Genomic DNA, 26,602 nt, shown 5'->3' on the forward strand with positions numbered 1-26,602 from the left:
ACGCCTGTGACGGGCCGGGGCGGTTCGGAGTTGTTATGTCTTTTGATTCCCTTGGCCTGAATCCTGAAATCCTGCGCGCCGTCGCTGAGCAGGGCTACGTAGAGCCAACCCCTATTCAGCAGCAGGCTATCCCGGCAGTATTACAGGGCCGCGATCTGATGGCCAGCGCCCAGACGGGTACCGGCAAAACGGCGGGATTTACGCTGCCGCTGCTTCAGCACCTGATCCATAAAGAACCCCACGCCAAAGGTCGTCGCCCGGTGCGCGCCCTGATCCTGACCCCGACGCGCGAGCTGGCGGCACAGATTGGCGAGAACGTCCGGGATTACAGCAAATACCTTAACGTTCGTTCGCTGGTGGTTTTCGGCGGCGTGAGCATTAACCCACAGATGATGAAGCTGCGCAGCGGCGTCGATATTCTGGTGGCAACCCCTGGCCGTCTGCTGGACCTTGAGCATCAGAACGCCGTGAGCCTGGACAAAGTCGAAGTGCTGGTGCTGGATGAAGCCGACCGTATGCTGGATATGGGCTTTATTCACGATATTCGCCGGGTGCTGGCGAAGCTGCCGGCAAAGCGGCAGAACCTGCTGTTCTCCGCAACTTTCTCCGACGACATTAAATCACTGGCGGAAAAGCTGCTGCATAACCCGCTGGAAATCGAAGTCGCCCGCCGTAACACCGCTTCTGAGCAGGTGAGCCAGCTGGTGCATTTTGTCGATAAAAAGCGCAAGCGCGAGCTGCTGTCGCAGATGATCGGCGAAGGTAACTGGCAGCAGGTTCTGGTCTTTACCCGCACCAAACACGGCGCAAACCACCTGGCGGAACAGCTCAATAAAGACGGCATCCGCAGCGCCGCTATTCACGGCAACAAGAGCCAGGGCGCGCGTACCCGAGCGTTGGCTGATTTTAAATCCGGCGGCATCCGCGTGCTGGTCGCAACCGATATCGCCGCGCGCGGTCTGGATATTGAAGAGTTGCCGCACGTGGTGAACTACGAGCTGCCAAACGTGCCGGAAGATTACGTGCACCGTATTGGTCGTACCGGGCGCGCTGCGGCAACGGGCGAAGCGCTGTCGCTGGTCTGCGTAGATGAACATAAGCTGCTGCATGATATCGAACGCTTGCTGAAGAAAGAGATCCCGCGCATCGCCATTGCGGGTTACGAGCCGGATCCGTCGATCAAAGCCGAGCCGATTCAGAACGGTCGCCAGCAGCAGCGCGGCGGCGGTCGTGGCGGTCAGAGCCAGGGCCGGAGCGGCCAGGGACGTGGTGGTCAGGGACAAGGTCGTGCCCAGCAGGCTGCTCCGCGTCGCACCGATGGCGAAGCGCCGAAAGCGCGCACTCAGGACGGTAAGCCTCCTCGCCGTCGCCGCCCGCGCAAACCTGCTGCGGCTGAGTAAAGTTGTTCTGGCTGCGGTGGGGAAATCTACCGCAGCTTGTTCCTTTCAGAACACATCGCGATTAAAATTTAACACTCTCCCGCTAAGTCTGACTTCAATGTTGCCGCTCGCTATTTATCTTTTATGAGATCTTACTTTTGGCAATGAACTATTTTTACGATTTTTGCAATAACTAACAAAGTTATAACCTGCAACTATCAAAAGAATGACAGATACTAATAACATTAAAAAAGAAACCATATATACCCTCAATAATTTACAGACCCTGCGGGTTCATAAAGCAGTATACGGATTAGCGTTTAAGATATAATATATTATGAGTGTAGATATTCTTAATGTGTCTGAAATTAAAGGATTAATTTTAATTTTACGGTCTTTTTGACGATATTTTTCGGAATTCGTTTAGATGATTTTAAACATCTTCATGTTTTTTTGAATGCCCATAAAGTTAAATTGATAGCGATTTTGGTGACTGTGCTGGTATTTTGAAAATTATATTCAGCCCGGATAAAATAACGTTATGACACATTATTCATTAAGTGGATGTCGAGCGTTGGTTGTGGCTGCATAAACCGACTTCAACCTGATTCTGCGAGACCGCTTCCTGTTTGCCGAAAAAGGGATACCTCCCTCCCGGCAAAAATGGCACAATAGTGGCTGTTTATACAGTATTCAGGTTTTCTCATGGCTTTGACCGCAGCGCTGAAAGCGCAAATCGCCGCCTGGTATAAGGCGCTTCAGGAACAAATTCCTGACTTTATTCCCCGGCCTCCGCAGCGGCAGATGATCGCCGATGTGGCGAAGACGCTCGCCGGAGAAGAGGGGCGGCACCTGGCGATTGAAGCGCCGACCGGGGTCGGCAAAACCTTGTCGTATCTGATCCCTGGCATTGCTATTGCCCGCGAAGAGCAAAAAACGCTGGTGGTCAGTACCGCCAACGTTGCGCTGCAGGACCAAATCTACAGTAAAGATCTGCCGCTGCTGCGCAAAATCATCCCCGATCTGCGCTTTACCGCCGCCTTTGGCCGCGGGCGCTACGTCTGCCCGCGTAACCTGGCCGCGCTTGCCAGCACGGAACCGACGCAGCAGGATTTGCTGGCCTTTCTTGATGACGAACTCACGCCTAACAACCAGGCGGAGCAGAAGCTGTGCGCAACGCTGAAAGCGGATCTCGATAGGTACAAATGGGACGGCCTGCGCGATCATACCGACAAAAACGTGGATGATTCTCTGTGGAGCCGCCTGAGCACGGATAAAGCCAGCTGCCTGAATCGAAACTGTCACTATTATCGCGAATGTCCGTTCTTTGTCGCCCGACGGGAAATCCAGGAAGCGGAAGTGGTGGTGGCGAACCATGCGCTGGTGATGGCGGCTATGGAGAGCGAAGCGGTGCTGCCGGAGCCGAAGCATCTACTGCTGGTGCTTGATGAAGGCCACCATCTGCCGGAGGTCGCCCGCGATGCGCTGGAAATGAGCGCTGAAATTACCGCCCCGTGGTATCGCCTGCAGCTGGATTTGTTCACCAAGCTGGTTGCGACCTGCATGGAGCAGTTTCGCCCTAAGACCACGCCGCCGCTGGCGAATCCCGAACGTCTGACTGGACACTGCGAAGAGCTGTTCGAGCTAATCTCCTCGCTGAATAATATTCTCAATCTCTACATGCCGGCCGGCCAGGAGGCGGAGCATCGCTTTCCGATGGGGGAACTGCCGCAGGAAGTCATGGAGATCTGCCAGCGGCTGGCGAAACTCACCGAAACGCTACGCGGCCTGGCGGAGCTGTTCCTTAACGATCTGGGCGAAAAAACCGGCACGCACGATGTGGTGCGTCTGCACCGGGTTCTGCTGCAGATGAACCGCGCGCTGGGGATGTTTGAAAGCCAAAGTAAACTGTGGCGGCTGGCGTCGCTGGCGCAGTCCTCCGGCGCGCCGGTGACTAAATGGGTCACCCGCGATCTGCGCGATGGTCAGATGCATATCTGGTTCCACTGCGTGGGGATCCGCGTCAGCGATCAGCTGGAAAGGCTGCTCTGGCGCAGCGTCCCGCATATCGTCGTCACCTCCGCGACGCTGCGTTCTTTGAACAGCTTCTCTCGCCTGCAGGAGATGAGCGGGCTGAAAGAGAAAGCCGGAGATCGCTTTGTGGCGCTGGATTCGCCCTTCAACCACGTCGAACAGGGTAAAATCGTCATTCCGCAGATGCATTATGAACCGCTTATCGATAACGAAGAGCAGCATATTGCCGAAATGGCCGCCTATTTCCGTGAACAGGTCGAGAGCAAAAAGCATCTCGGCATGCTGGTGCTGTTCGCCAGCGGACGAGCGATGCAGCGTTTTCTCGAGCACGTGACCGATCTGCGCCTGCTGCTGCTGGTTCAGGGCGATAAGCCCCGCTACCAACTGGTGGAGCTGCACCGCAAACGCGTTGAAGGCGGCGAGCGCAGCGTACTGGTTGGGCTGCAATCCTTTGCGGAAGGTCTGGACTTAAAAGGCGAGCTGTTAAGCCAGGTGCATATCCATAAGATAGCTTTCCCGCCGATAGACAGCCCGGTGGTGATCACCGAAGGTGAATGGCTCAAAAGCCTCAACCGCTATCCGTTCGAAGTCCAGAGCCTGCCCAGCGCGTCATTCAACCTGATTCAGCAGGTGGGGCGCCTGATCCGCAGCCATAGCTGCTGGGGAGAGGTGGTGATTTATGATAAACGTCTGTTAACCAAAAATTACGGTAAGCGCCTGTTGAACGCATTACCCGTATTTCCGATAGAGCAGCCTGCCGTCCCTGAGGTTATAGTAAAAACGAAAGCAAAACCGACGCGTCGCAAGCGGCGATAGTGGTGCAATGTCGACGATGTGAGAAGCTCAGAGGAGCCTGCAATGGACTACAGCAAGATTATTAAAGAAGTCGGGCGCGGAAAGAACCACGCCCGCGACCTGGATGTGGAGACAGCCCGCGCGCTCTACTCGCGGATGCTTAACGGCGAGGTGCCTGAGCTTGAGCTCGGCGGCATTCTTATCGCTCTGCGCATTAAAGGCGAAGGCGAAGCGGAGATGAAGGGCTTCTATGAAGCGATGCAGGCGCATACGATTAAGCTGACTCCGCCGGTTGCCAAACCGATGCCGATTGTGATCCCCAGCTATAACGGCGCGCGTAAACAGGCAAACCTGACCCCTCTGCTTGCCGTCCTGTTGCATAAGCTCGGCTTCCCGGTCATCGTCCACGGCGTGAGCCACGATCCGACCCGCGTGGTGACGGAAACGATTTTTGAACTGATGGGTATCCCGGCGACGCTTCACGCGGGTCAGGCCCAGGCGCGATTGGATAGCCATCAGCCGGTTTACGTTCCGGTCGGCGCATTTTGCCCACCGCTGGAAAAACAGCTGGCGATGCGCTGGCGCATGGGCGTGCGCAACAGCGCCCACACGCTGGCCAAGCTGGCGACACCCTTTGCGGAAGAGGCGGCGCTGCGCCTGTCGAGCGTTTCACACCCGGAATACGTCGGCCGGGTAGCGAAATTCTTTGCCGAAATCGGCGGGCGGGCGCTGCTGATGCACGGTACCGAAGGGGAGGTTTACGCCAACCCGCAGCGCTGTCCGCAGATTAGCCTGATTGATGCATCTGGTATGCGGGTGGTAAATGAACGACAGGATAGCGTAGCCGCGCAGGCACTCGCCCTGCCGGAGTCAAAAGATCCTGAAGTCACCGCCCGCTGGATTGAGCGCTGCATCGTCGGGAGCGCACCGCTACCGCAATCATTGCGAATTCAGTTGGCCTGCTGTCTTGTGGCCACCGGCGCGGTTCCGTCTCTTGAACAGGGCCTGGCAAAGGTGGCTGAGCGCTGGTAACCGTAGCGGCAGGCAAAAAAAAGCCCGTCCAGTGGCGTGGACGGGCAAGGCAAGGGTATTAAAGGATCTTACAGGGTTAAAACAGTGGCATTACAGGGTGTTGCTACAGGAAATAGCGGCAATTAGCGGCGATTATTTGTAGATAACCGCGGTACCGCTAAGTTTGTTGTTGCTGTTAGCTGAGGTGATGCTGTAACCGGTCGCGCCGGCAGCCTCTGCTTTTTCAGCCAGTTTAGCTTCCAGTCCATCCAGCGTCGTCGCGCCTTCAGCGGAAACTACACCAATTTTATTCATGCTTTCTGCCTGAGCCGAGGTCACCGGCTGGGCGGCGAATGCGCCAAAAGAGAGAGCGGAAAGGGCGATGGCAGCGGCAGCAAATTTCATGTTTTTCATAGTTAATCTCTCGCAGGTTGTTCTGTTCAGGGGACGATGTTGCGTCGATGTGATAAGTATCACGGTTTTTTACGGGAGATAAAATCGAAGGAAATTAACAGTGTCCATCTAATTTTTTGAATAAGTATTAATTTATTGAATATTAATAAATTATTTTGGCCGGGAAAAGCAAAAGCCGTGAGGATGAAGTTCAGAGGGCTTTAAGGGCACATATTGCCACGCCGCTTGCCAAAAAACGTGCGCGAAAAGATAACGCGATATGCGGTAATGAACGGTAAATATCGGTCAACGAAGCTGGCTATCTTTGGAACCTCTGCGATTATATCCTGAAAATGTATTGTTATGTAAATCTTTCTCCTGCTGGCATTTTATGCAGTATTTCACGCCCGCGACCGCGCGCTGACGCGCTTCGGGGATCGGCTCTCCGCATTCTTCACAAAATTTGTTGCTCTCACCCGATGACAGCTCATTTCGCGCCCGTGCAATCGCGTCATTGATAGTGCTATCGATTTGTTCCTGCACCGCGTCGTCATTTGCCCAGCCTGAAGCCATAGTCCACCTCGCTATCTCGTCTTTCTTTAGTATAGGAAATATGGGGGCAAAAAATGACCAGACAAGGAGTCATGTTCACTGCAGAGAAAATCCAGGGTTGACGCAGTGGAGAGAGGGATACTGAAAGGGCGTTTGCGCGCAGGCCTCCGCCGGGGAGGTTAAAGGGATGATAACAGGCGGATAAAAAGCCGCTTCCCGACCAGCCCGGCGGCGAGCTTGCCGGTCGGGGGAGTAGGAATAAACGTCTAGCGGGCGTCCGGACGCACAAGGTCAAAGCGCAGGCTTTCATCAATGGCGTAATAGGCGCTGGGGCCGCCCGCGCGCAGAATCGGCTGAGCCCTGGCGGTCTGGTAAATCCCGTCCTCCAGCAGCGACTCATCAATATGCACTGCCACAACTTCGCCCAGCACCAGCCAGGTGTCAACCGCCAGCCCTTCGGCGGTGGTTAACTGGATGCATTGCGACAGGCGACACTCAAAATTGACCGGACTTTCGGCTACCCGGGGGGCGCTGACGAGACGGCTGGCGGCGGGAGTGAGCCCGGCGCGGACAAATTCATCTTCGTGACGCGGGATACTGGCAGAGGTTTCGTTCATCGCGACCGCCAGGGGGCGGGTGGCGAGGTTTCAGACGAACTCTTTGGTCTCAACGATATTCTGCACGCTATCTTTCCAGCCGCTGCTGGCGAAGCCAATAATCGGCGGCCGATAGTTAAAGCAGTTGAAAAAACTATACGGCGCAAGATTATGCTGGCCGCTATTATCCACGGAAGCTATCCAGCCGATAGGCCGTGGTCCGATAATCGCGTTAAGCGGGTCGTGCGGCAGCCCGTGTCCTTGCGAAGGTTGGTAGAAGTACATACGACACTCGTGACAAATAAAGAAGATATCCAGACTCACTTATTTACCGCGCCGCCGTCAACGGGTATCTTACGCGGCTGTTCAAAGGAGAATGCCATGAAAGCCCAGAAACCGGGGTTACACCCGCGTAACCGTCACCATCAACGCTACGATCTGCCCGCGCTGTGCCAGGCCCATCCTGAGCTGCAGGCCTTCATCACCCTTAATCCGGTGGGTGAGCAGACTATCGACTTTGCTAACCCGCTGGCGGTGAAGGCGCTGAATAAAGCGCTGCTGGCGCATTTTTACGCGGTGAAACACTGGGATATTCCCGACGGCTTTCTCTGCCCGCCGGTGCCGGGCAGGGCTGACTACATCCATCACCTCGCCGATCTGCTGGCGCTGGATAGCGGGACGATCCCGGCCAACGCCAGCATTCTCGATATTGGCGTTGGCGCAAACTGCATCTATCCGCTCATTGGCGCGCACGAGTACGGCTGGCGTTTTACCGGCAGCGAAGTGAACGCCGACGCGTTCGCCAGTGCCCAGGCTATCATCAACGGCAATCCGGGGCTCACTCGCCAGATCCGCCTGCGTCGTCAAAAAGACGCCAACGCGATTCTGACCGGCATTATTCATAAAAATGAGACCTACGATGCGACCCTGTGCAACCCGCCGTTCCATGATTCCGCCGCCAGCGCGCAGGCGGGCGGCGAGCGTAAACGTCGCAACCTGGGACTGGGCGAGGAGAGCGTGCTGAACTTTGGCGGCCAGCAGCAGGAGCTGTGGTGCGAAGGCGGCGAGGTGGCCTTTATTACGCAGATGATTGAAGAGAGCAAGCCGTTTGCTCGTCAGGTTAAATGGTTTACTTCGCTGGTTTCTCGCGGCGACAACCTGCCGCCGCTATATCGCGCGCTGACCGACGTCGGCGCGGTGAAAGTGGTGAAGAAAGAGATGGCCCAGGGGAATAAGCAAAGCCGCTTTATCGCCTGGACCTTTATGGATGAGGCCAAACGTCGCCGCACGCTATAACGTGGGCTCGGCGGGGGCAGGCGGTCCTGCGGGTGCTGGCATCGGCAGAACCTGATAAGTTTGTACCGGCGCCCGCACGCCTGCGAGGTCAAAATGCCTTTTCACCTGCGTATCGAGGGCGAATCTGACCGTCCACTGCTTGAGCGGCAGGGTGGTAAAGGTGACGCGCAGGGTGAAGGCGGTATTGCTTAAGCCTACCACGCCGGTGAAGGATGGCTCGCCAATGATCAGCCCGCGAATCTCTTCCTGCGCCATCACTTCCGCGACCGCATCCTTCAGCGCCTGGTTAGCCTTATCCAGATCTTCATGCCGGTCAACGTCATAGTTGGCCACCACCGAGCCGATACCGCGAACGAAGTTGGCGAAGGTGGTTATCGAAGACCACGGAATAATATGGTAAGCGCCGGTATCCTGACGGACGCCGACGGAGCGAATCGACATGCGCTCCACCGTCCCGGTGAGCGGCCCGATCGTCACCAGGTCGCCGGTATTCATACCGTTCTCGAACTGAATAAAAATGCCGGTAATAATATCTTTGACCAGGGTCTGCGCGCCAAATGAAATTGCCAGGCCCAGCGCGCCCGCGCCAGCCAGCAGCGGGGCGATATTCACCCCCACTTCCGAAAGCAGGATCATAATGGTAATGGTACTGATCACCACCGCCAGCGCGTTGCGAAATAGCGTCAGCAGCGTTCGGGCGCGGGCGCTGGGCAATGGTCGACCGTGAATGTCCGATGCCAGCCGGTTTTCAATCAGGCTGGCGAGCAGCGTCCAGCCAATCGCCGAGAAGAACAGGATCAGCGCGATACGAATCAGCACATCAACCGCTTTTTGCCCGCTGCCGTTATGCATCCACTGCCAGAAATCGAACAGCCCCCATGCGCTGAGCAGCAGCATAATCGCCACGCAGACCGTCAGGATACGCGCGGCCTTCAGCGATGCGGAGATCCAGCCGTTAAGTCGTTTTTGCAGTTCAGGATAGTTACGCTGGGTTTCCGGCGACAAGGTGATGGTTTTCGCAATCCAGCGCGACAGAATACCGGAGACCAGCGCGGCGGCGCCGACGATGGCCAGGCTGCGTAGGGTCGCGCCCATCATAAATTTCAGGCTGTTACCGGGGTCGAACAGCGAGAAGAAAAACAGCACGATGAAATAGGCGCAGGCCAGCCAGTGCCACACCAGAGCAAAGGCGCGGATAAACAGGCTAAAAAAGGCCAGCGATCGGTCGGCAAGATGGATAAGCCCTTGGGTAATTAACTGCTTATTGTGGAATATCAGATACAGGGCCCAGAGCGTAATGCATAGCATAATGACCACATTGGCCAGCGCCCCGAACTGCACGTTGACCTGGTTGGAGATAATTGGCACCGCAACGATCAGCCCGTAGCCAATCAGGCTGCTGAGCGCGCTGAGGCGCAGATTCCAGTATTTTGCCGCTTCATCGCTAAGGTTAAACGGGCGTAGCTCCGGGATGCGTGGGCAGAAAATCAGCCGCAGAATGGCTTTGAAAAACTCGATCAGCGCAAAGGCATTGAGAAACAGACTTTGCTGGAAGGCGATAGTGGGATTATTACCGTTCAGGCGATCGCTTAATAGCTGGCCAACAAACAGCGTCAGGGCCAGCAGAAGCAGGTCGAAAATAAATGCGCCGGCAATCGTGGCCGGCAGCTGTAGCCAGTTGCTGCGGTCGCGGTTTTTATGTCGTCCCCAGTGCCCCATTTTGCGATACAGCGGCAGGGCAGCCAGGCGTACCAGCCACCAGAATGCAAAGACCAGACCACCAAGCAGCAGGAAATGCCAGGCGGCGCTGATAAACGATTGCGAATTAAATGGTTTGTGCGGAGAGCCGGTGATGTTGCGCCATAGCTGGGAGAAGCGCGACGAAAGCTGTTCGCCATATTCACGACTGATCTGAGTGACGTTTTCCAGCACCGTCGTTTCGTCTTTAATTTCCGGCGGCGTCAGCGTCGGGGTACTGTCCGGCGGCGGCGTGGCGGCGGCTTTACGCAGCTGATCGATAAGCTCCTGGCGGGCATCGGCGTTTTCAAGCACGTCGGCCAGCGCGCCGTAGGCCGCTTTTTTCTGCGCCAGATCGGGTTCGCTACTGCTGGAGTGGTCCGTTGTGGTTGCCGGAACGCCGGGCAGCGTCGCGGCCCATAGCGGAGCGGTGAAGAGTAAAGCGAGCAGGAACAAAATCCGCGGCACAGGCACCTCCATTGCATCTCAAACCGTTAAGTATAGAAGACGAGATCCGGAGCGCGAGGTTGGGATGATTCTGGAAAGCGGCTCTCCCGCGAAGGGAGAGCCGGGCTGGGGTCAGGCGACGTGCTGTAAAAACTCCCGCAGACGCGGGCTTGGCGGGTTGTTGACCAGCACCTGCGGATCGCCATCTTCGGCAATGCACCCTTTATCGATAAAGATCAGGCGGGAAGCCACTTTTTCGGCGAAGCCGATTTCGTGGGTGACGATGACCATGGTCATGCCTTCTTCAGCCAGATCCTGCATCACTTTCAGTACTTCATGACGCAGTTCGGGATCGAGCGCGGAAGTTGGCTCATCAAAAAGCATCATTTTAGGTTTAACCGCCAGCGCCCGGGCAATAGCTACGCGCTGCTGCTGGCCGCCTGAAAGCTCGGAAGGGTAGTGGTGCGCGCGTTCCGCGAGGCCCACTTTTGCCAGCAGATCCTTCGCCAGTTTTTCCGCCGCCGCTTTATTGGCGCCGCGTACGCGCAGCGGGCCAAACATCACGTTTTCCAGCGCGGTCAGGTGCGGGAACAGATAAAACTGCTGGAACACCATCCCGGCTTCCTGGCGAATCAGCCGCTCATCAACCTTCGGGTCGTTGACCTTCAGACCATCGACGATCAGCTCGCCGCTGGTAATCTCTTCGAGTTTGTTAATACAGCGCAGCAGGGTCGATTTACCGGAGCCGGACGGCCCGATAATCACCACGACTTCGCCCTGGTTGATCTTCAGATCGATATCATGCAGCACTTTGGTTGGGCCAAAGTGCTTGGAAACGTTTTTAAATTCAATCACAGGATTTTCATCCTTCTTTCAAGACGACGCAGAACAAAGCTCAGCACCAGGGTGATGATTAGATAGATAACCGCAACGGCGCTCCAGATCTCCAGCGCGCGGAAGTTACCGGCAATAATTTCCTGGCCCTGGCGGGTCAGCTCGGCTACGCCGATGACAATAAACAGCGAGGTGTCTTTAATGCTGATAATCCACTGGTTGCCCAGCGGCGGCAGCATACGGCGCAGCGCCAGCGGCAGGATTACGTAGCGAATAGTTTCGCGACGAGAAAGACCCAGGGCGAGGCCGGCTTCCCGGAAGCCTTTGTGAATCGACAGCACCGCGCCGCGGGTAATTTCCGCAATATAGGCGCCAGAGTTAATCATAATGGTGACTACCGCCGCGGAGAACGGGTCGATACGTAAATCGCTAAAGGCCATCGGCAGAGCGAAGTAGATGAACATGACCTGCACCACAATCGGGGTGCCGCGGATGATTTCAATAAAGACCAGCGCAATGTGGTTGGCAATCCAGCCGCCGAAACAGCGGGCGAAACCGGCTACCAGACCGATTATCAGACCGCCGACCAGGCCGAGGACCGAAATCCACAGCGTCATTTTGGCGCCTTCCAGCAAAATGGGGATGGCGGGCCAGATGGCACTCCAGTCAAACTGCATAATATGTTCCTGTTACCGTGTCGAAAACAGAGGAAATTCCTCTGAGAAAACTATTCAGGCCTGCTGACGGGTAGCCCGGAAAGCTCCAGGTCTACCAGACCACAGCAGGCCTGGAAGAGAGCATCGCTAATTATTATTTAGGTTCAGTACCGAACCATTTTTTATAAATTTCGTTATAAGTGCCGTTTTCACGCAGAGTTTTCAGCGCGCCGTTCACTTTTTCACGCAGCTCGTCGCTACCTTTCGGAAAAGCGATACCGTAGTTTTGCGCTTCCAGCGAGTCGCCTACCGCTTTGAACTTACCGTTACCTGCGGTTTTGATGAAGTAAAGGATGTTTGGCGTATCGTGCAGAACCGCATCGGCGCGCCCGGTACCGAGTTCCATATAGGCATTATCGATGTTCGGGAACTGGCGCAGATCTTTGGTTTTGATATTGGCTTTCGCGTAATCTACCGAGCCGGTACCGCCCTTCACGGCAACCACTTTACCGTTCAGGTCTTTGACATCCTTAATTTCGTTATTATTTGCGTTCACCATCACCAGAAGACCGCTTTTGTAGTAGCCGTCAGAGAAGTCGATGGCTTTTTTACGCTCGTCAGTGATAGTGATCCCCGCCAGCGCGAGGTCGATGTTTTTCGTTTGCAGCGCCGGAATAATACCGCTGAAGTCCATTGGCTTCAGGGTGTAGTCAAGCTTCAGCTCTTTTGCGATGGCAGCCCACAGGTCAACGTCGAAACCGACGTACTTATCGCCCTGTTTAAATTCGAACGGAACAAACGCCGTGTCGGTAGCGACAACCAGTTTTTTATCAGCGGCGTGAGAAGAAACCGCAAAAGCCAGGGTCAGTGCAGCCAGTGAAACTTTAAATACAGACTTCATAGCATTTCCTTTTATATCCACGGGACGATCCCCTGCGAGAACGAGTTGCCTTATGAAAAAATCATGCCAGTTTTACAACCTGTTGTTTTATAACAACCAGGATAATTCCTGCTGCACGATTTTGATAAGGGATAATGTTAAACGCACCGATATGGGGCGCTATTTTGGTGCATCATAAGCGCATCGCATAACAAGTGCATTTTTAACGCAAACCCTGATGTTAAAACAATCTTGATGTAACGATTGTGTGAGGTGATTATTACAATTGATTTACTTTGGCGCGTATTTTGACCAATCTCATGCACTAATGTGGTGCGCAGTGGGGGGGTGGGGAAAAGAAATAAAAAAGCCGCCAGCGTGGCTGACGGCAGTTGGCTTACTCGATATTCGCTTCGATGAACCACAGGAACTGATCCAGGTCGCGGGAAGCGGCGGTAAAGATATCAGCGGTATCTTCATCTTTTGCTTCGTCGATGGCTTTACGCACATCGTTGGCGACGATGGCATAGCGGTCGGCCAGCTCTTTCAGGTGGTCCTGGACGCTATGGATATCCAGCGGATAGCTTTTCAGCGGGCTCTTGCTGTTAATGACCTGAGTGGTACCCAGCGCCACGCCGCCAAGCTGGACGGCACGTTCAGCCATGGTATCAAGGTGGTTGACGAGCGCGGTGCGGAAGCCGTCCAGCATCTCATGAACGGCAATGAAGTTTGCACCGCGCATATTCCAGTGAGCCTGTTTAGTAATCAGAGACAGGTCAATGAACTGGATCACCTGGCGATTCAGCAGCTCAACGGTCGCTTTCTTCGCGCTATCTGCGACGTCGTTACGGGTATAGAGCAGATTCGTTGCTTTAGTTTTAACCAGTTTTGCGGTACTCATAATGTCATATCCTCTTGATATTTGTACTCGTCATACTTCAAATTCGAATTATTCGGAGCGTCTCATCCCAATAACTTGCGGAATTAAGTATAGCAACGGATTTGAGCTTTGCAGCGGCGGTAGTCTCTATCGGTCTGATAGCGCAGGGCTGTTGGATTGGCAAAAATCTTTATGAATCAAAGGCCCTGACTGGTTTTCTTGCTCAGGGCCTGTTCTTTAGCTGATGTCGACTTTCTGAATTTTTGTCTCCCGGCGCATTGTCAGCGTCGAGCCCATTGATGCCAGAATGATCGCCCCGAGCGCCAGGGTCTGGGTTGCAGTTAGCGTTTCACCAAGAAACACCATGCCGGAAAGCGCGGCCAAAGCGGGCTCCATGCTCATCAGGGTGCCAAAGGTCTTGCTGGGCATGCGGGTGAGGGCCACCATCTCCAGAGAATAGGGCAGAGCAGTGGATAAAATGGCGATCCCAAGGCCCGGTAACAATAGTCCCCACTGAAATAGCGTATCGCTGGCCTGAATCATCCCCATCGGCACGAAGACCACCGCAGCAATGAGCGATCCCATGGCGACCGTGGCAGGACCATGCTCTTCCCCTGCGCGCTGGCCGGTGAGAATGTAGACCGCCCAGCAGGCGCCGGCGCCAAGCGCCAGCAGCGCGCCGATGGGATCGATCTGGGCAACGCTTTGCCCCAGCGGCAGCAGAAACCAGAGTCCAAGCACCGCCAGCGCTACCCAGACGAAATCCAGCGGGCGGCGGGAGCCAAAGAGCGCCACCGCCAGGGGGCCGGTAAATTCCAGCGCGACGGCAACGCCTAGCGGAATGCGCTGAATTGATAAATAGAACAGGTAGTTCATCGCGCCCAGCGACAGGCCATAGAAGAGTAGCGGCAGACGCTGCTCCGGCGCAAAGCGAAGACGCCAGGGTTTGAAAATAACCACCAGGATGAAGGTACCGAGAGCCAGGCGCAGGGCGGTAACGCCGGGCGCGCCGACGAGCGGAAACAGTGATTTGGCCAGCGATGCGCCACTCTGAATGGAAATCATGGCGATTAAAATAACCAGTATCGGCAACCATGCCGGTACTTTACGGGACGAGCCGGGCATCCTTTCTCCTGTCAATTTTGTCAAATGCGGTAAAGGTTCCAGTGTAAATGAATTACCCCGCGCCGGTTGAGCTATTGTTGAAAAAAAGGGGAGTGAAAGCAGTACAATAGCGCGGGGGCGAAGATAAATTCACCAGAAGATTAGGAATAATCTGGATACGCGTCGGGTGCTTTATAGGCCTTAATAGGTCTATATTTGTAAAAAAGGTTTGTTTTCCAGTTTGTTATAGAAACGTAGAAACCTTTAGTTACATGAAAAAGTACGTTAGACAATGTAAAGTGAAAAGAGTTTCCCAAAAGTTTTTGTTATATTTAAGACTTAGGACTTATTAGAAACACATTTGAGGTGGTTATGAATAAAATTGCACGTTTTTCAGCACTGGCCGTTGTTCTGGCTGCATCCGTAGGCACCACTGCTTTCGCTGCGACTTCTACCGTTACCGGTGGTTACGCTCAGAGCGACATGCAGGGCGAAGCTAACAAAGCAGGCGGTTTCAACCTGAAGTACCGCTACGAGCAAGATAACAACCCGCTGGGTGTTATCGGTTCTTTCACCTACACCGAGAAAGATCGTTCTGAGTCTGGCGTTTACAAAAAAGGCCAGTACTACGGCATCACCGCAGGTCCGGCTTACCGTCTGAATGACTGGGCAAGCATCTACGGCGTAGTAGGTGTTGGTTACGGTAAATTCCAGAACAACAGCTACCCGAACAAAACTGACATGAGCGACTACGGTTTCTCTTACGGTGCTGGCCTGCAGTTCAACCCGATCGAAAACGTTGCTCTGGACTTCTCCTACGAGCAGTCTCGCATTCGTAACGTTGACGTTGGCACCTGGATCGCTGGCGTAGGTTACCGCTTCTAATCACTTCGGTGATATAAAAAATCCGCCTCCATGGGGCGGATTTTTTTTGCCTGCGACTTACGCGCCATCGTTAATTGACGGTGAACGCGTCGGTCCCCAGATGGGTATAGTCGACCTTCTTCAGCTGGAAGTTGGTGATGTAGATAGGGCCAGCCTTCTGCTCTGAGATAAAGCGATAGCGCGGGGTGATCTCCTGAGCGCTGATACCGGTCCACTGCGAAAAGAAGCTGAGAAAGTCGTTGGCGGAACGTCGCGCTTTAATGATCTTATGCGCTTTATCATCGCTGGAGATCACCATAAACGGCACCTGGAAATTCTGCTGGTACTTATCGTCGTGTGCCAGATACTGCACCTCTTTCCCGCGCTCCTTAAAGGCCAGACCGTGATCGGAAAAATAGGTCATCGAGAAGGTTTCCCCCGAATTTTGTAGCTGAGTATAAAGATTGCTCAACAGCGTATCGGTTTGCGTCATGGTGTAGAGATAGCAGGAGGTCTCTTTCGACTGCACGAAAACGGCGTATTTGCCTTTGGTGCGATCGCAGGCCTGCGGGTGTGAGCCCATCAAATGCAGGACGATTAGCTGCGGCTGGGTACGGCGGGTGGCAAGCACCTGCGCGGTCAGCTTTAATAGCTGCTCATCCTGAGTGTTTTTGTTGGCCTCAAAATCGCCGTTTTTAAGGAACTGAACTTCGTCTGCGCGTTTGGCGATACTGGCAATCGCCGTATCATATTCACCAATTTGCCCCTGATTTGAGAACCACCAGGTCTGAAAACCGGCACGGTTGGCGAGGGTGACAAAGTTATCCTGAAACTGCGGTTTGTCATCGACCACCCGGTTCAGGGTTAATCCGAGGGATTTCTGCGTTGAACCGCTGGCGGCGATATAGTCGTTGAATAAATAGCCTTTGACCGAGCTGGCGAACGGCGTATTGTCCCAGTGGCCGCCAAAGGCACCGAGCGCATCACGGCGCGCGCTCTCTCCGATAACCACCACGTACAGATGATACTTTGGCTTTACCGCCAGCACGTGCCAGCTGTCTTTCATATTCGCCAGCTGCGCCATCCGCGCCTGCTCATCCAGTACTTCACTATTATTCACCACCACATCTTTAACGAAGCGGACGGCAGGGTAGCCGGTATCGATGACCTTAAAGACGCCGCCCCAGGCAAGGTTTTGCACCGGTTGCAGAAAGAAAATAGCGATGCAGAACAGCAGTCCCAGCGTATCTGTTTTCCCCCAGCGCGCCGGAGCTTCCGGTTTGCGGCGCACGGCAATCACCCCGAGCGCAAAGATAAACACGGCCAGCAGATAGCTGTACCACGGGAAAATGGTGAGGATTTCGGTGGACTCTTCGATGTTCGTGGCGTGCAGCGCCAGCAGCGTGTTGAAATTCGGCGCGCCGTAGGCCTGGCCAAACGGATAGTACATGGCCGCCAGCAGTGAATAGACGCCAACGACCACTTTTTGCGCGCGCGGAAAGCTCCGCCACAGCAGATGCAGCACGCAGGTAAAAGCAACGGTATAGAGCAGGCTAAACTCATAGCCCAGCGCCAGGTTAATAAACAGCGATTGTAAAAAGTAGAATCCTGTCCATGGGTTCAGTACCGGCCTGCGGGCGACCAGCGTTTCTTTCAGCGTGACATTCATAGTAAACAATCAAAAAGAGCCATGTGTATCCCCTGGCATCAAGGGGTAAAACCTGCTGGACAGTGCGTGAAGAGGGTCTCTGCGAGCCGCAGTAGTGGCAGGGCTGACAAAAGATAGGGCTTGCAAATGGTAAGGTCAACAGTCCATAACGGATTGTTTTGGGAGAAAGCTTACAAAACTTGAAAAAAGTCGCTGAAGCGCTGAGTAATCAGCCAGTGTGGCAGGAATTTGTGGCAGAAAAATGAAGCGGCGTACCGCGACGCCGCATTAGTTGTTGGGTTTATCCTGCTGCGGTTTGCCGTTGATCAGATCGCACAGCATCCCGACAAGCATTAACCGCACTTTAAAAGGAGAATGGGTAAACACGTTTAAGCACCTCTTGAATTCATTCATATCGACCTCCTGTAACTTCGTCCTTCGCTCCTTGAAGGATGTGTGTATTACATACAGATATAGCACAGGCTATATTTTATAGCTATGGCTAAAACGTTAATTTTTTGTTCTCTGTGCGCGATCCATTACAATGGGGATCCTTTTATATGATGCTTGATGCGTCACAGGAATGAGGAAGCACAATGAACCGTCGCGCAGGTAAGCCAATAACAAAAAAAGTGACGCAGCTAGTGAATGTCGAAGAACACGTTGAGGGATTTCGTCAGGTGCGCGAGGCGCATCGTCGGGAGTTGATTGATGACTACGTGGAGCTGATTTCCGATCTGATAATGGAAGTGGGCGAAGCCCGCCAGGTGGATATGGCCGCGCGGCTTGGGGTGTCGCAGCCAACAGTTGCCAAAATGTTAAAAAGGCTGGCCAGCGTTGGGCTGATCGAACAGATCCCCTGGCGGGGGATCTTTTTAACGCCTGAAGGCGAGAAGCTGGCGCATGAAAGCCGCGAACGTCACCAGATCGTGGAAAACTTTTTACTGGTGATTGGCGTTAGCCCGGAGATTGCGCGTCGCGACGCCGAAGGTATGGAGCACCACGTCAGCGAAGAGACGCTGGCGATGTTTAAACAGTTTACCCTCAAGCAGGGGTCATCGGGAGAATGAACCTCGTCTTTGTTCAGTCGCTGATCCGCGACCGCTTTCTACACCTGCTGCTGGTTGTCGGCGTTGTTTTAAGCTTCTTTGTACCGTTTGCCCCTGCAGGCTGGCTACACGCCATTGACTGGCATACGATTATCACCCTTAGCGGGCTGATGCTACTGACCAAAGGCATTGAACTGAGCGGCTATTTTGACGTAATAGGGCGCAAAATGGCGCGCCGCTTCGTCACCGAGCGCCAGCTGGCTATATTTATGGTGCTGGCGGCCGCGCTGCTATCCACCTTCTTAACCAACGATGTGGCGCTGTTTATCGTTGTGCCGCTCACGCTGACCCTGAAAAAATGGTGCGCTATTCCGACCAGCCGGTTAATCATTTTCGAAGCGCTGGCGGTGAACGCCGGGTCGTTGTTAACCCCTATCGGTAATCCGCAAAATATCCTGCTATGGGGGCGCTCCGGCCTCTCATTCCCGGCCTTTATCGGCCAGATGCTGCCGCTGGCAGCAGCGATGATGATGACACTGCTGGCGCTGTGCTGGTTCTGTTTCCCCCCCAGGCATCTCAATTATCAGAGCAGCGACAGGGCGCCCTCCTGGCGGCCAAAGCTGGTCTGGAGCTGCCTGGCGTTCTATGTCGTCTTTTTGACCGCCCTGGAGCTAAAACAGGAGCTGTGGGGACTGGCGCTGATCGCGCTGGGTTTCCTGCTGCTCGCGCGGGCGGTGATCGTTAACGTCGACTGGACGCTGCTGCTGGTGTTTATGGCGATGTTTATCGATGTTCACCTCTTGACCCAGCTCCCCGTTCTACAGCATGCGCTCAACGGCGTTGGCCAGCTCTCGGCGGGAGGGTTGTGGCTGACCACGATTGGTCTGTCGCAGTTCATCAGCAACGTTCCGGCAACTATTTTACTGCTCAACTACGTTTCACCATCGGCGCTGCTGGCCTGGGCGGTTAACGTCGGCGGATTTGGCCTGCTGCCGGGCTCCCTGGCCAACCTGATTGCGCTGCGCATGGCTGGCGATCGTCGCATCTGGTGGCGCTTCCATCTCTATTCGCTCCCCATGCTGCTGTGGGCGGCGCTGGTGGGATACGGCCTGCTGCAGCTCTGATATTCAGAGAATTGGGCAAGAAACGGACAGAAACGCCACATTCGCGTTCTCCTTTTCCGGGGTATAACTCTCTTCACGGCAGTGAATCACCCTGATTGAAGGAGAGTCCTATGCGTTATCAAAAATTGGGTCATACCGGCCTTTTTGTCTCTGAGCTGTGCCTGGGCACCATGACCTTCGGTGGTGAAGGCGGCCTGTGGGGGAAAGTGGGGCAGCTGCGCCAGGCGGAGGCAGAGCAGTTGGTGGGCAACGCGCTGGATGCGGGCATTAACTTCATCGACACCGCTGATGTCTATTCAGAAGGACGCTCGGAAGAGATTACCGGCCAGGCGCTAAAGAATCTGAAAGTGCCGCGTGAAAACGTGGTGGTGGCGACTAAAGTCTTTGGCGAAACCGGCACTGCAGGCGTGAACTCGCGCGGCAGTTCGCGCTATCACATTATCAGCAGCGTCAAAGAGAGCCTGCGTCGTCTGCAGCTCGATCATATCGATCTCTATCAGCTTCATGGTTTCGATCCTGCGACTTCGATCGAAGAGACGCTGTATGCGCTGGATAATCTGGTGCAGCACGGCCACGTCCGCTATATCGGGGTGTCGAACTGGGCGGCATGGCAAATAGTGAAAGCGCTGGGCATTTCCGAACGCCTTGGGCTGGCGCGCTTTGCCTCTTTGCAGGCTTACTACACGCTTGCCGGGCGCGATCTGGAGCGCGAGCTGGTGCCGATGATGCAGAGCGAAGGGCTGGGCCTGATGGTCTGGAGCCCGCTGGCGGGAGGTCTGCTCAGCGGTAAGTACGATCGCGATGGGCAGTCGGCGAGCGGCGGTCGTCGTCAGGAGTTTGATTTCCCGCCGGTGAACAGAGCGCGGGCTTTTGACTGTATTGATGTGATGCGCGAGATTGCCGAGGCGAAGGGCGTTTCGGTGGCGCAAATCGCGCTGGCCTGGCTGCTGCACCAGCCGGCGGTGAGCAGCGTGATTATTGGCGCGAAGCGGGTCGAACAGCTTACCGATAATCTGGCGGCGACCCGCATTGCCCTGAACGATGATGAACTGTCGCGGCTTGATGCGGTCAGCGCGCTGCCGCGGGAATATCCGGGCTGGATGCTGGAGCGTCAGGGCGAATATCGCCGTAATCAGCTCGCACAGCAGTAATTTCTTTTCCTCTAAGCCGGATCGCCCGCGTCGTGATCCGGCTTTTTTTATCCGTGGCGCTCACAAAAAACGATCCTCGACTTTGCCTGCTAATGAAAATTCGTTTATATGACTAGTCATGAAAATTATATGACTAGTTATAGGGGCGAGCGATGAACAGAACACTGCCGGCAGATTTTTTATGGGGTAACTCGGTTTCCAGTATGCAAACCGAAGGGGCGTGGAATGAGGGCGGAAAAGGGATGTCGGTTTACGATATTCGTCAGCCGGCGGAATTTGCTTCCGACTGGAAGGTGGCGACCGACTCCTACCATCGCTATCGGGAAGATTTCGACCTGATGCAGGATTTGGGCATGAACTGTTACCGCTTCCAGATTGCCTGGAGCCGCGTTTGCCCGGAAGGCGACGGTGAGTTCAATGAAGAAGGTATTGCTTTCTATCACCAGTTTATCGACGAGTTAATTGCCCGTGGCATTGAGCCGATGATTTGCCTGTATCACTTCGATATGCCGCTGTCGCTGGCTGAACGCTTTAATGGTTTTACCGACCGTCGGGTAATGGAGGCCTTTATTCGTTACGGGCAGAAGATGATCGACTGCTTTGGCGACAAGGTGAAGTGGTGGCTGACCTTTAATGAGCAGAATCTTTACCATATGCCGGACGCGTTTCTGATTTCAGGCTATATGCGCGGCGAGAAGACCCTGCGCGAGCTGTATCAGATCCAGCATCACGTGATGATGGCCCACGTTCATCTGACGCAGTATCTGCACCAGGCTAAGCCGCAGTGTTTGATGGGCGGGATGCTGGCCCATGCGCTGGTCTATCCCGCCACCTGCAAACCGCGCGATATTCTTTGCGCCCAGCAGCTGGACGAGTTTTTAAACCAGAACCTGCTGCGCGCCTTTGCCGGGGAGGGCTACAGCCCTGAGGTCATGCACGTGGTCGCCCGCGAAGGCCTGGAGGATATCTACCGAGCAGAGGATCTGACGCTGATGGCGCAGGTTAAAATCGACTATCTGGCCTTTAGCTACTATGCCAGCAAAGCGCTGGATAGCGACCCGATCCCGCCGGGCACGCCGGTCAACTATTACATGCAGTTTGGCGATAAAAAGAATGACTATCTGGAGGCCACCGAGTGGGGCTGGCAGATTGATCCGCTGGGCTTTCGCACCATTATTACCCGCTACTACAACGACTGGCGTCTGCCGGTGTTCCCGATAGAAAACGGCATTGGGGTGATTGAGTCCTGGGACGGCGTAAACCAGGTGGCTGACGACTACCGCATTGCCTATCATCGCGACCATATCAACGCCATGAAAGAGGCGATATTTGACGATGGCGCGCAGGTGATTGGCTACCTGGGCTGGGGGTTGATCGATATCCTCAGTTCGCAGGGCGATATGCGTAAACGCTACGGAGTTGTCTACGTGAACCGGGACAACCACGACCTCAAGGACCTTAAGCGCGTACCGAAGAAAAGCTATGCCTGGCTGAAACGGGTCATCCATAGTCATGGCGCAGAGATGTAGCGGCGCCTCGCGCGGGCAGATGGTATATTCTGCCCGCCAGCCACAATCAGTCACGTAAAAGGATCGGGGAATGACGGCCAAATATCTGAGTATCGCGCGGGAAATCAAAAAACGTATTATCAGCCGCCAGTATCCCGCCAGCGCGCCGTTACCCGATCAGTTCGCCCTGGCGGCAGAGTTCAGCACCAGCAGGATGACCATTCAACAGGCGATGCGCCAGCTGATTGTCGAAGGCCTTATCTACACCCGTAAGGGGCAGGGGACCTTCGTGCGCAAAAATTTCCTCCAGCTTTCGCAGTGGGAGCTACCCGGCAGCGACTATTTTGGCGCCACCAAAACCTGGGAACATTTAGGGGAAGTCACCAGCCGGGTGATTCGCTTCGAGCTGCGTTTCCCCACGGAAAAAGAGCAAAGCTCGTTGCTGATTGACGCCGATGCCCCGGTCTATGATTTCGTCCGTCTGCGGTTGCTCAATGAGGAGCCCGTGTCGCTGGATCTCACCGTGATGCCCGTTGCGCTGGTGCCCGGCCTGAATAAAACGATTCTGCAAAGCTCGGTGTTTCGCTACGTACAGGAGACGCTGGGGCTTAAAATGATGGGCTCGTATCGGGTAGTGCGGGCGATGAAACCGCAGGCGCTGGACAGAGAACATCTCAACTGCGAAGCGACCGACCCGGTGCTGGAGGTCGAACAGGTGATCTATCTGGAGGATGGTACGCCGCTGGAGTATGCCCATTGCCACTATCGCTACGATCACGGCGGAATCATTCTGGTCAATAACGGTTAAAAAAATGGCGGACACCGGGCCCGCCACTCTCTGCATTATGCGCGTTTAGTTCAGACGCACCGGCATACCGGAACGGTTCTGAATCGCCTGATCGAGCACGCTCTGGTCTACGTCAGTCTGGCTGGTAATCGCCTGCACTGATTTGGTCAGATTAATCGGCACGATTTCACCGCCCTGGAACTGCTCTTCGGTCGTGGACAGCGGGTTGTGAACTTCAATGAAGCGGCTGCCGTCTGGCTCAGTCGTCGCTTTTACCGGCTCATCGATAAACTCAACGCGGGTGCCGACCGGCACGTTTTCGAACAGGAATTTGATGTCGTCGTTACGCAGACGCACGCAGCCGTGGCTGACGCGCAGGCCGATACCAAAGTTGGCGTTGGTGCCGTGAATGGCGTACAGGCGGCCGATATACAGGGCGTACAGGCCCATCGGGTTATCAGGACCGGCCGGAACAACCGCTGGCAGCGGTTCGCCAGCCGCGCGGTATTCCGCATGCATTTTGGCGGTAGGGGTCCAAGTCGGACCGGCTTTTTTACGCTCAACTTTGGTGACCCAGTTGACCGGCGTGTCTTTACCTAACTGGCCGATACCGATCGGCAACACGATAACGGTGTTGGTGCCTTTCGGGTAGTAGTAGAGGCGCATTTCCGCACTGTTGATGACGATACCTTCATGCACGGTGTCCGGCAGGATCAGCTGCTGCGGGATGTTCAGCACGGTGCCGCCTTTCGGCAGGAAGGTGTCCACGCCCGGGTTGGCTTCCAGCATGTTGGATAAACCCATCTGGTATTCGGCGGCGAAGTATTCCAGCGGCTGCTTGTTGCCTTCCGGAATGGTGATCACCTGGTTCTGACCAATCAGACGGCTGCCGTCGGTGGGCAGAGGATAAGTTACAGCAGAAGCTGTGTTGCAAAAGCCCACGATGGCGAAGGCTGCCGCGAAGAGTGTTGATAATTTCATAATCTTTATGTCGTGGGCGATGTTAATGCCGCACAGGCCTTTGTCAGTTTAAACAGGGAGTCGATGGGAGCGCATTATATGTGCTTTCCGCCAAACAGGTAAATGAGATGTGTACGAAATCACATTTTTTTCCTGTGACCGAGAGTGTAGCCCGTCAACGCTGGCCCTGCCGCCTGAAAACGGGAGGGGATTACCCCTCCAGAAGCCGCGACTGGAGCGCTTCACGCGCCTGCGGCGTAAGCTGATACTCTTTCTCCAGCCAGGCATCGACGCTGGCGTAGCGGTCGTCGATTTGAGAAAGCGCGGCAGCAAGATAAGACTCATGAACCGTCATGATTTCCGCCAGGTTCTGCCGGCCGCGAGCGGTCAGTTCATCGCCGAGGGAATCGAGCATGAAATTCTCGACCTCAGTCAGCATGCCCTGGGTCAGCAGGTACTCTTCCATCACCGTATGGCGATCGCAGCCGAGGGCGAACAGCGTCAATGCGCAGCCAACGCCGGTGCGGTCTTTGCCCACCGCGCAGTGCTGCAGCAGCGCGCCGTCGAAGGGTTCCATCAGCCAACCGGCCAGCTGGCGATAAGCGGCGTTGTTGAACGGCAGCTGGCGATAGAGCTCCAGCATAAACTGCTCGCCGTTAAGGGCGTTGAGCGTGGCGGCGCTGAGCTCGGTGACTTTAGCGTTGACGTCGCGAACGTGAGGATTCGCCGGGGCGTTGAGATAGTGGGCCGTTTCGTTCAGCTTATCGGGGCTACGATGCACTTCTCCCGGATCGCGATAATCTATCACCCGGCTGAGCGGGATAGCGTCCAGGTGGGTTAAGTCAGCGGTCGTCATCATATGCAGCGAGCCGGAGCGGAAAAGCTTCCCCGACCGCACGCGGCGGCCGTCGGCGGTACGCTGGCCGCCCAGGTCACGAAAGTTGATACCGCCCTGCAGCGATAAGAAGGCCGGATGGCGGGAGATTGTGGTCATAGGTTCCTTCCAGATTAGGGTAAAAAATTACGCACTGAGTAGTATAACCGCGCAAGGTGACAACGACCCTAACACAGGCGGCAGTGATGATTTTATAACGGCCCGTGAAAAGTGAAGCATTTGCTGGCATAATGTCTGGTTCATCACACTTCTCATTCTCTATTTTCAGGATAACCCCGTGCTAGTATCCAGCAACGTCACCATGCAGTTCGGCAGTAAGCCGCTGTTCGAAAACATTTCCGTCAAATTTGGCGGCGGCAACCGTTACGGCCTGATTGGCGCCAACGGTAGCGGCAAATCGACCTTTATGAAGATCCTCGGCGGCGATCTTGAGCCGACGCTGGGCAACGTCTCCCTCGATCCGAACGAGCGTATCGGTAAGCTGCGCCAGGATCAGTTTGCGTTTGAAGAGTTCAGCGTGCTGGATACGGTGATTATGGGCCACGGCGAGCTGTGGGAAGTGAAGCAGGAGCGCGATCGCATCTACTCCCTGGCGGAGATGAGCGAAGAGGACGGCTACAAAGTGGCTGACCTTGAAGTGCTATATGGCGAGATGGACGGCTATTCCGCTGAGGCGCGCGCCGGCGAGCTGCTGCTCGGCGTGGGGATCCCGGTTGAACAGCATTACGGTCCGATGAGCGAAGTCGCTCCCGGCTGGAAGCTGCGCGTGCTGCTGGCGCAGGCGCTGTTCTCTAATCCGGACATTTTGCTGCTCGACGAACCGACGAACAACCTGGACATCGACACCATCCGCTGGCTGGAGCAGACGCTCAACGACCGCGATAGCACCATGATCATCATTTCGCACGACCGTCACTTCCTGAATATGGTCTGTACCCACATGGCGGATCTGGATTACGGCGAACTGCGCGTTTATCCTGGCAACTACGATGAATACATGACCGCGGCGACCCAGGCGCGCGAACGTCTGCTGGCTGACAACGCCAAGAAAAAAGCGCAGATCGCCGACCTGCAATCTTTCGTCAGCCGTTTTAGCGCTAACGCCTCTAAATCTCGCCAGGCGACCTCGCGCGCCCGTCAGATTGACAAAATCAAGCTGGACGAAGTGAAAGCCTCCAGCCGCCAGAACCCGTTCATTCGCTTTGAGCAGGATAAGAAGCTGTTCCGTAACGCCCTGGAAGTGGAAGCGCTGGCTAAAGGTTTTGATAACGGCCCGCTGTTTAAAAACTTCAACCTGCTGCTGGAAGTGGGAGAAAAGGTTGCCATTCTGGGCGCCAACGGCGTGGGTAAATCCACGATGCTGAAAACCCTGGTCGGCGATCTGGCGCCGGACAACGGTACCGTTAAATGGTCTGAGAATGCGCAGATTGGCTACTACGCGCAGGATCATGAATATGAATTTGAAAACGATCTGACGGTATTTGAGTGGATGAGCCAGTGGAAACAGGAAAGCGACGATGAGCAGGCGGTGCGCAGCATCCTTGGTCGACTGCTGTTCAGCCAGGACGATATCAAAAAGCCGGCGAAAGTACTCTCCGGGGGCGAAAAAGGCCGTATGCTTTTCGGTAAGCTGATGATGCAAAAACCGAATATTCTGGTGATGGATGAACCCACCAACCACCTGGATATGGAATCGATCGAATCGCTGAACATGGCGCTGGAGATGTATCAGGGCACGCTGATTTTCGTTTCCCACGACCGTGAGTTTGTAAGCTCGCTGGCGACCCGAGTGATTGAAATTACGCCGGAGCGCGTTGTGGACTTCACCGGTAACTACGAAGATTATCTGCGCAGCAAAGGTATCGAATAGTTTTCCTGTTGTTTGTCCCGGATTGCGGCGCTGCTGCGCTTTATCCGGATACCTCCCACAGACGGCGATGAACCTGTAGCCCGGGCAAGGCGCGTTGAGCGCCGCCCCCGGGAGCAGCGTGCAGAATACCCCTTGTAGAGAACAGAGCGGCT

General features: G+C 55.1%; 24 protein-coding genes and 1 pseudogene. 11 read left to right on the plus strand and 14 right to left on the minus strand.

Features of this window, described 5'->3' with window-relative positions; translation table 11 throughout:
• Positions 1–35: 35 nt before the first annotated feature.
• Positions 36–1,400 (plus strand): ATP-dependent RNA helicase RhlE, encoded by a 1,365-nt coding sequence (rhlE, locus tag ABLV75_RS25795; RefSeq protein ID WP_004100475.1) that lies wholly within the window; start codon positions 36–38, stop codon positions 1,398–1,400.
• A gap of 114 nt (positions 1,401–1,514) precedes the next feature.
• Here rhlE and ABLV75_RS25800 read toward each other — a convergent pair whose 3' ends face one another.
• The gene (locus ABLV75_RS25800) at positions 1,515–1,640 is read right to left on the minus strand and encodes a small membrane protein (protein WP_142447817.1); all 126 of its coding nucleotides are present in this window, start codon (positions 1,638–1,640) and stop codon (positions 1,515–1,517) included.
• 444 nt (positions 1,641–2,084) lie between these two features.
• Between ABLV75_RS25800 and dinG the strand changes: the two genes are divergently transcribed.
• Together dinG and ybiB are read left to right on the plus strand one after the other, a co-directional pair.
• Positions 2,085–4,229 (plus strand): ATP-dependent DNA helicase DinG, encoded by a 2,145-nt coding sequence (gene dinG / locus ABLV75_RS25805; protein ID WP_004100477.1) that lies wholly within the window; start codon positions 2,085–2,087, stop codon positions 4,227–4,229.
• A 42-nt stretch (positions 4,230–4,271) separates the two neighbouring features.
• Positions 4,272–5,240, plus strand: coding sequence for a DNA-binding protein YbiB (gene ybiB / locus ABLV75_RS25810; RefSeq protein ID WP_004100479.1), 969 nt, complete (start codon positions 4,272–4,274; stop codon positions 5,238–5,240).
• A 132-nt stretch (positions 5,241–5,372) separates the two neighbouring features.
• On the opposite strand, the gene ybiJ is transcribed toward ybiB, so the two are convergent.
• From ybiJ to ABLV75_RS25825, 3 genes and pseudogenes are all read right to left on the minus strand, one after another.
• Entirely contained in the window at positions 5,373–5,633 is a 261-nt protein-coding gene (gene ybiJ / locus ABLV75_RS25815) for a DUF1471 family protein YbiJ (protein WP_004100481.1), read from the minus strand.
• A gap of 285 nt (positions 5,634–5,918) precedes the next feature.
• Positions 5,919–6,185 (minus strand): DksA/TraR family C4-type zinc finger protein, encoded by a 267-nt coding sequence (locus tag ABLV75_RS25820; protein ID WP_004100483.1) that lies wholly within the window; start codon positions 6,183–6,185, stop codon positions 5,919–5,921.
• Between the two features lie 245 nt (positions 6,186–6,430).
• A pseudogene (locus ABLV75_RS25825) lies at positions 6,431–7,045 on the minus strand (flavin reductase family protein).
• Positions 7,046–7,141: 96 nt separating this feature from the next.
• On the opposite strand from ABLV75_RS25825, the gene rlmF reads away from it, so the two are divergent.
• Entirely contained in the window at positions 7,142–8,056 is a 915-nt protein-coding gene (gene rlmF / locus ABLV75_RS25830; protein ID WP_004100487.1) for a 23S rRNA (adenine(1618)-N(6))-methyltransferase RlmF, read from the plus strand.
• On the opposite strand, the gene ybiO is transcribed toward rlmF, so the two are convergent.
• The 6 genes from ybiO to rhtA all read right to left on the minus strand — a co-directional run bounded on the left by ybiO (position 8,051) and on the right by rhtA (position 14,615).
• Positions 8,051–10,261 (minus strand): mechanosensitive channel protein, encoded by a 2,211-nt coding sequence (gene ybiO / locus ABLV75_RS25835; RefSeq protein WP_016808139.1) that lies wholly within the window; start codon positions 10,259–10,261, stop codon positions 8,051–8,053. The genes rlmF and ybiO overlap by 6 nt on opposite strands.
• Before the next feature lie 111 nt (positions 10,262–10,372).
• Entirely contained in the window at positions 10,373–11,095 is a 723-nt protein-coding gene (gene glnQ / locus ABLV75_RS25840) for a glutamine ABC transporter ATP-binding protein GlnQ (protein ID WP_004100489.1), read from the minus strand.
• Positions 11,092–11,751 carry a glutamine ABC transporter permease GlnP gene (gene glnP, locus ABLV75_RS25845; RefSeq protein WP_004100490.1) on the minus strand — a complete coding sequence of 220 codons (660 nt, stop codon included), beginning with the start codon at positions 11,749–11,751 and terminating at the stop codon, positions 11,092–11,094. The genes glnQ and glnP overlap by 4 nt, the downstream gene beginning before the upstream one ends.
• A 133-nt stretch (positions 11,752–11,884) precedes the next feature.
• Complete coding sequence (gene glnH, locus ABLV75_RS25850) at positions 11,885–12,631, minus strand: glutamine ABC transporter substrate-binding protein GlnH (protein ID WP_004100491.1); 747 nt, start codon at positions 12,629–12,631, stop codon at positions 11,885–11,887.
• A gap of 376 nt (positions 12,632–13,007) precedes the next feature.
• Positions 13,008–13,511 carry a DNA starvation/stationary phase protection protein Dps gene (gene dps / locus ABLV75_RS25855; RefSeq protein ID WP_004100493.1) on the minus strand — a complete coding sequence of 168 codons (504 nt, stop codon included), beginning with the start codon at positions 13,509–13,511 and terminating at the stop codon, positions 13,008–13,010.
• A 216-nt stretch (positions 13,512–13,727) separates the two neighbouring features.
• Positions 13,728–14,615, minus strand: coding sequence for a threonine/homoserine exporter RhtA (gene rhtA / locus ABLV75_RS25860; protein ID WP_004100495.1), 888 nt, complete (start codon positions 14,613–14,615; stop codon positions 13,728–13,730).
• 351 nt (positions 14,616–14,966) lie between these two features.
• On the opposite strand from rhtA, the gene ompX reads away from it, so the two are divergent.
• A complete protein-coding gene (gene ompX, locus ABLV75_RS25865) occupies positions 14,967–15,479 on the plus strand; it encodes an outer membrane protein OmpX (protein WP_004100497.1) in 513 nt (170 codons plus the stop codon).
• A gap of 70 nt (positions 15,480–15,549) precedes the next feature.
• Here ompX and ABLV75_RS25870 read toward each other — a convergent pair whose 3' ends face one another.
• Both ABLV75_RS25870 and mntS read right to left on the minus strand, forming a co-directional pair.
• The gene (locus ABLV75_RS25870) at positions 15,550–17,127 is read right to left on the minus strand and encodes a phosphoethanolamine transferase (RefSeq protein WP_004100499.1); all 1,578 of its coding nucleotides are present in this window, start codon (positions 17,125–17,127) and stop codon (positions 15,550–15,552) included.
• A gap of 267 nt (positions 17,128–17,394) precedes the next feature.
• A complete protein-coding gene (gene mntS, locus ABLV75_RS25875; protein ID WP_004100500.1) occupies positions 17,395–17,520 on the minus strand; it encodes a manganase accumulation protein MntS in 126 nt (41 codons plus the stop codon).
• Between the two features lie 182 nt (positions 17,521–17,702).
• Here mntS and mntR point away from each other — a divergent pair, with 182 nt between their 5' ends.
• The 5 genes from mntR to ABLV75_RS25900 all read left to right on the plus strand — a co-directional run bounded on the left by mntR (position 17,703) and on the right by ABLV75_RS25900 (position 22,746).
• Positions 17,703–18,176, plus strand: a complete 474-nt coding sequence (gene mntR, locus ABLV75_RS25880) for a manganese-binding transcriptional regulator MntR (protein WP_004100501.1) — start codon at positions 17,703–17,705, stop codon at positions 18,174–18,176.
• The gene (locus ABLV75_RS25885) at positions 18,173–19,279 is read left to right on the plus strand and encodes an anion transporter (protein WP_004100502.1); all 1,107 of its coding nucleotides are present in this window, start codon (positions 18,173–18,175) and stop codon (positions 19,277–19,279) included. Before mntR ends, ABLV75_RS25885 begins: the two co-directional genes overlap by 4 nt.
• A gap of 110 nt (positions 19,280–19,389) precedes the next feature.
• Positions 19,390–20,430, plus strand: coding sequence for an aldo/keto reductase (locus ABLV75_RS25890; RefSeq protein ID WP_004100503.1), 1,041 nt, complete (start codon positions 19,390–19,392; stop codon positions 20,428–20,430).
• A 152-nt stretch (positions 20,431–20,582) separates the two neighbouring features.
• Positions 20,583–21,959: a glycoside hydrolase family 1 protein gene (locus ABLV75_RS25895; RefSeq protein WP_004100504.1), complete on the plus strand. Its 1,377-nt coding sequence runs from the start codon at positions 20,583–20,585 to the stop codon at positions 21,957–21,959.
• A gap of 70 nt (positions 21,960–22,029) precedes the next feature.
• Entirely contained in the window at positions 22,030–22,746 is a 717-nt protein-coding gene (locus ABLV75_RS25900) for a GntR family transcriptional regulator (protein ID WP_004100505.1), read from the plus strand.
• Between the two features lie 45 nt (positions 22,747–22,791).
• Here ABLV75_RS25900 and ldtB read toward each other — a convergent pair whose 3' ends face one another.
• Together ldtB and ABLV75_RS25910 are read right to left on the minus strand one after the other, a co-directional pair.
• The gene (gene ldtB / locus ABLV75_RS25905; protein WP_004100506.1) at positions 22,792–23,706 is read right to left on the minus strand and encodes a L,D-transpeptidase; all 915 of its coding nucleotides are present in this window, start codon (positions 23,704–23,706) and stop codon (positions 22,792–22,794) included.
• A gap of 190 nt (positions 23,707–23,896) precedes the next feature.
• Positions 23,897–24,679, minus strand: coding sequence for a tyrosine-protein phosphatase (locus ABLV75_RS25910; RefSeq protein ID WP_004100507.1), 783 nt, complete (start codon positions 24,677–24,679; stop codon positions 23,897–23,899).
• A gap of 178 nt (positions 24,680–24,857) precedes the next feature.
• Here ABLV75_RS25910 and ABLV75_RS25915 point away from each other — a divergent pair, with 178 nt between their 5' ends.
• Positions 24,858–26,450, plus strand: coding sequence for an ABC-F family ATPase (locus tag ABLV75_RS25915; RefSeq protein ID WP_016808105.1), 1,593 nt, complete (start codon positions 24,858–24,860; stop codon positions 26,448–26,450).
• Positions 26,451–26,602: the final 152 nt, after the last annotated feature.

The organism is Klebsiella sp. CN_Kp066, from assembly GCF_040065135.1.
Taxonomy (GTDB): domain Bacteria; phylum Pseudomonadota; class Gammaproteobacteria; order Enterobacterales; family Enterobacteriaceae; genus Klebsiella; species Klebsiella oxytoca.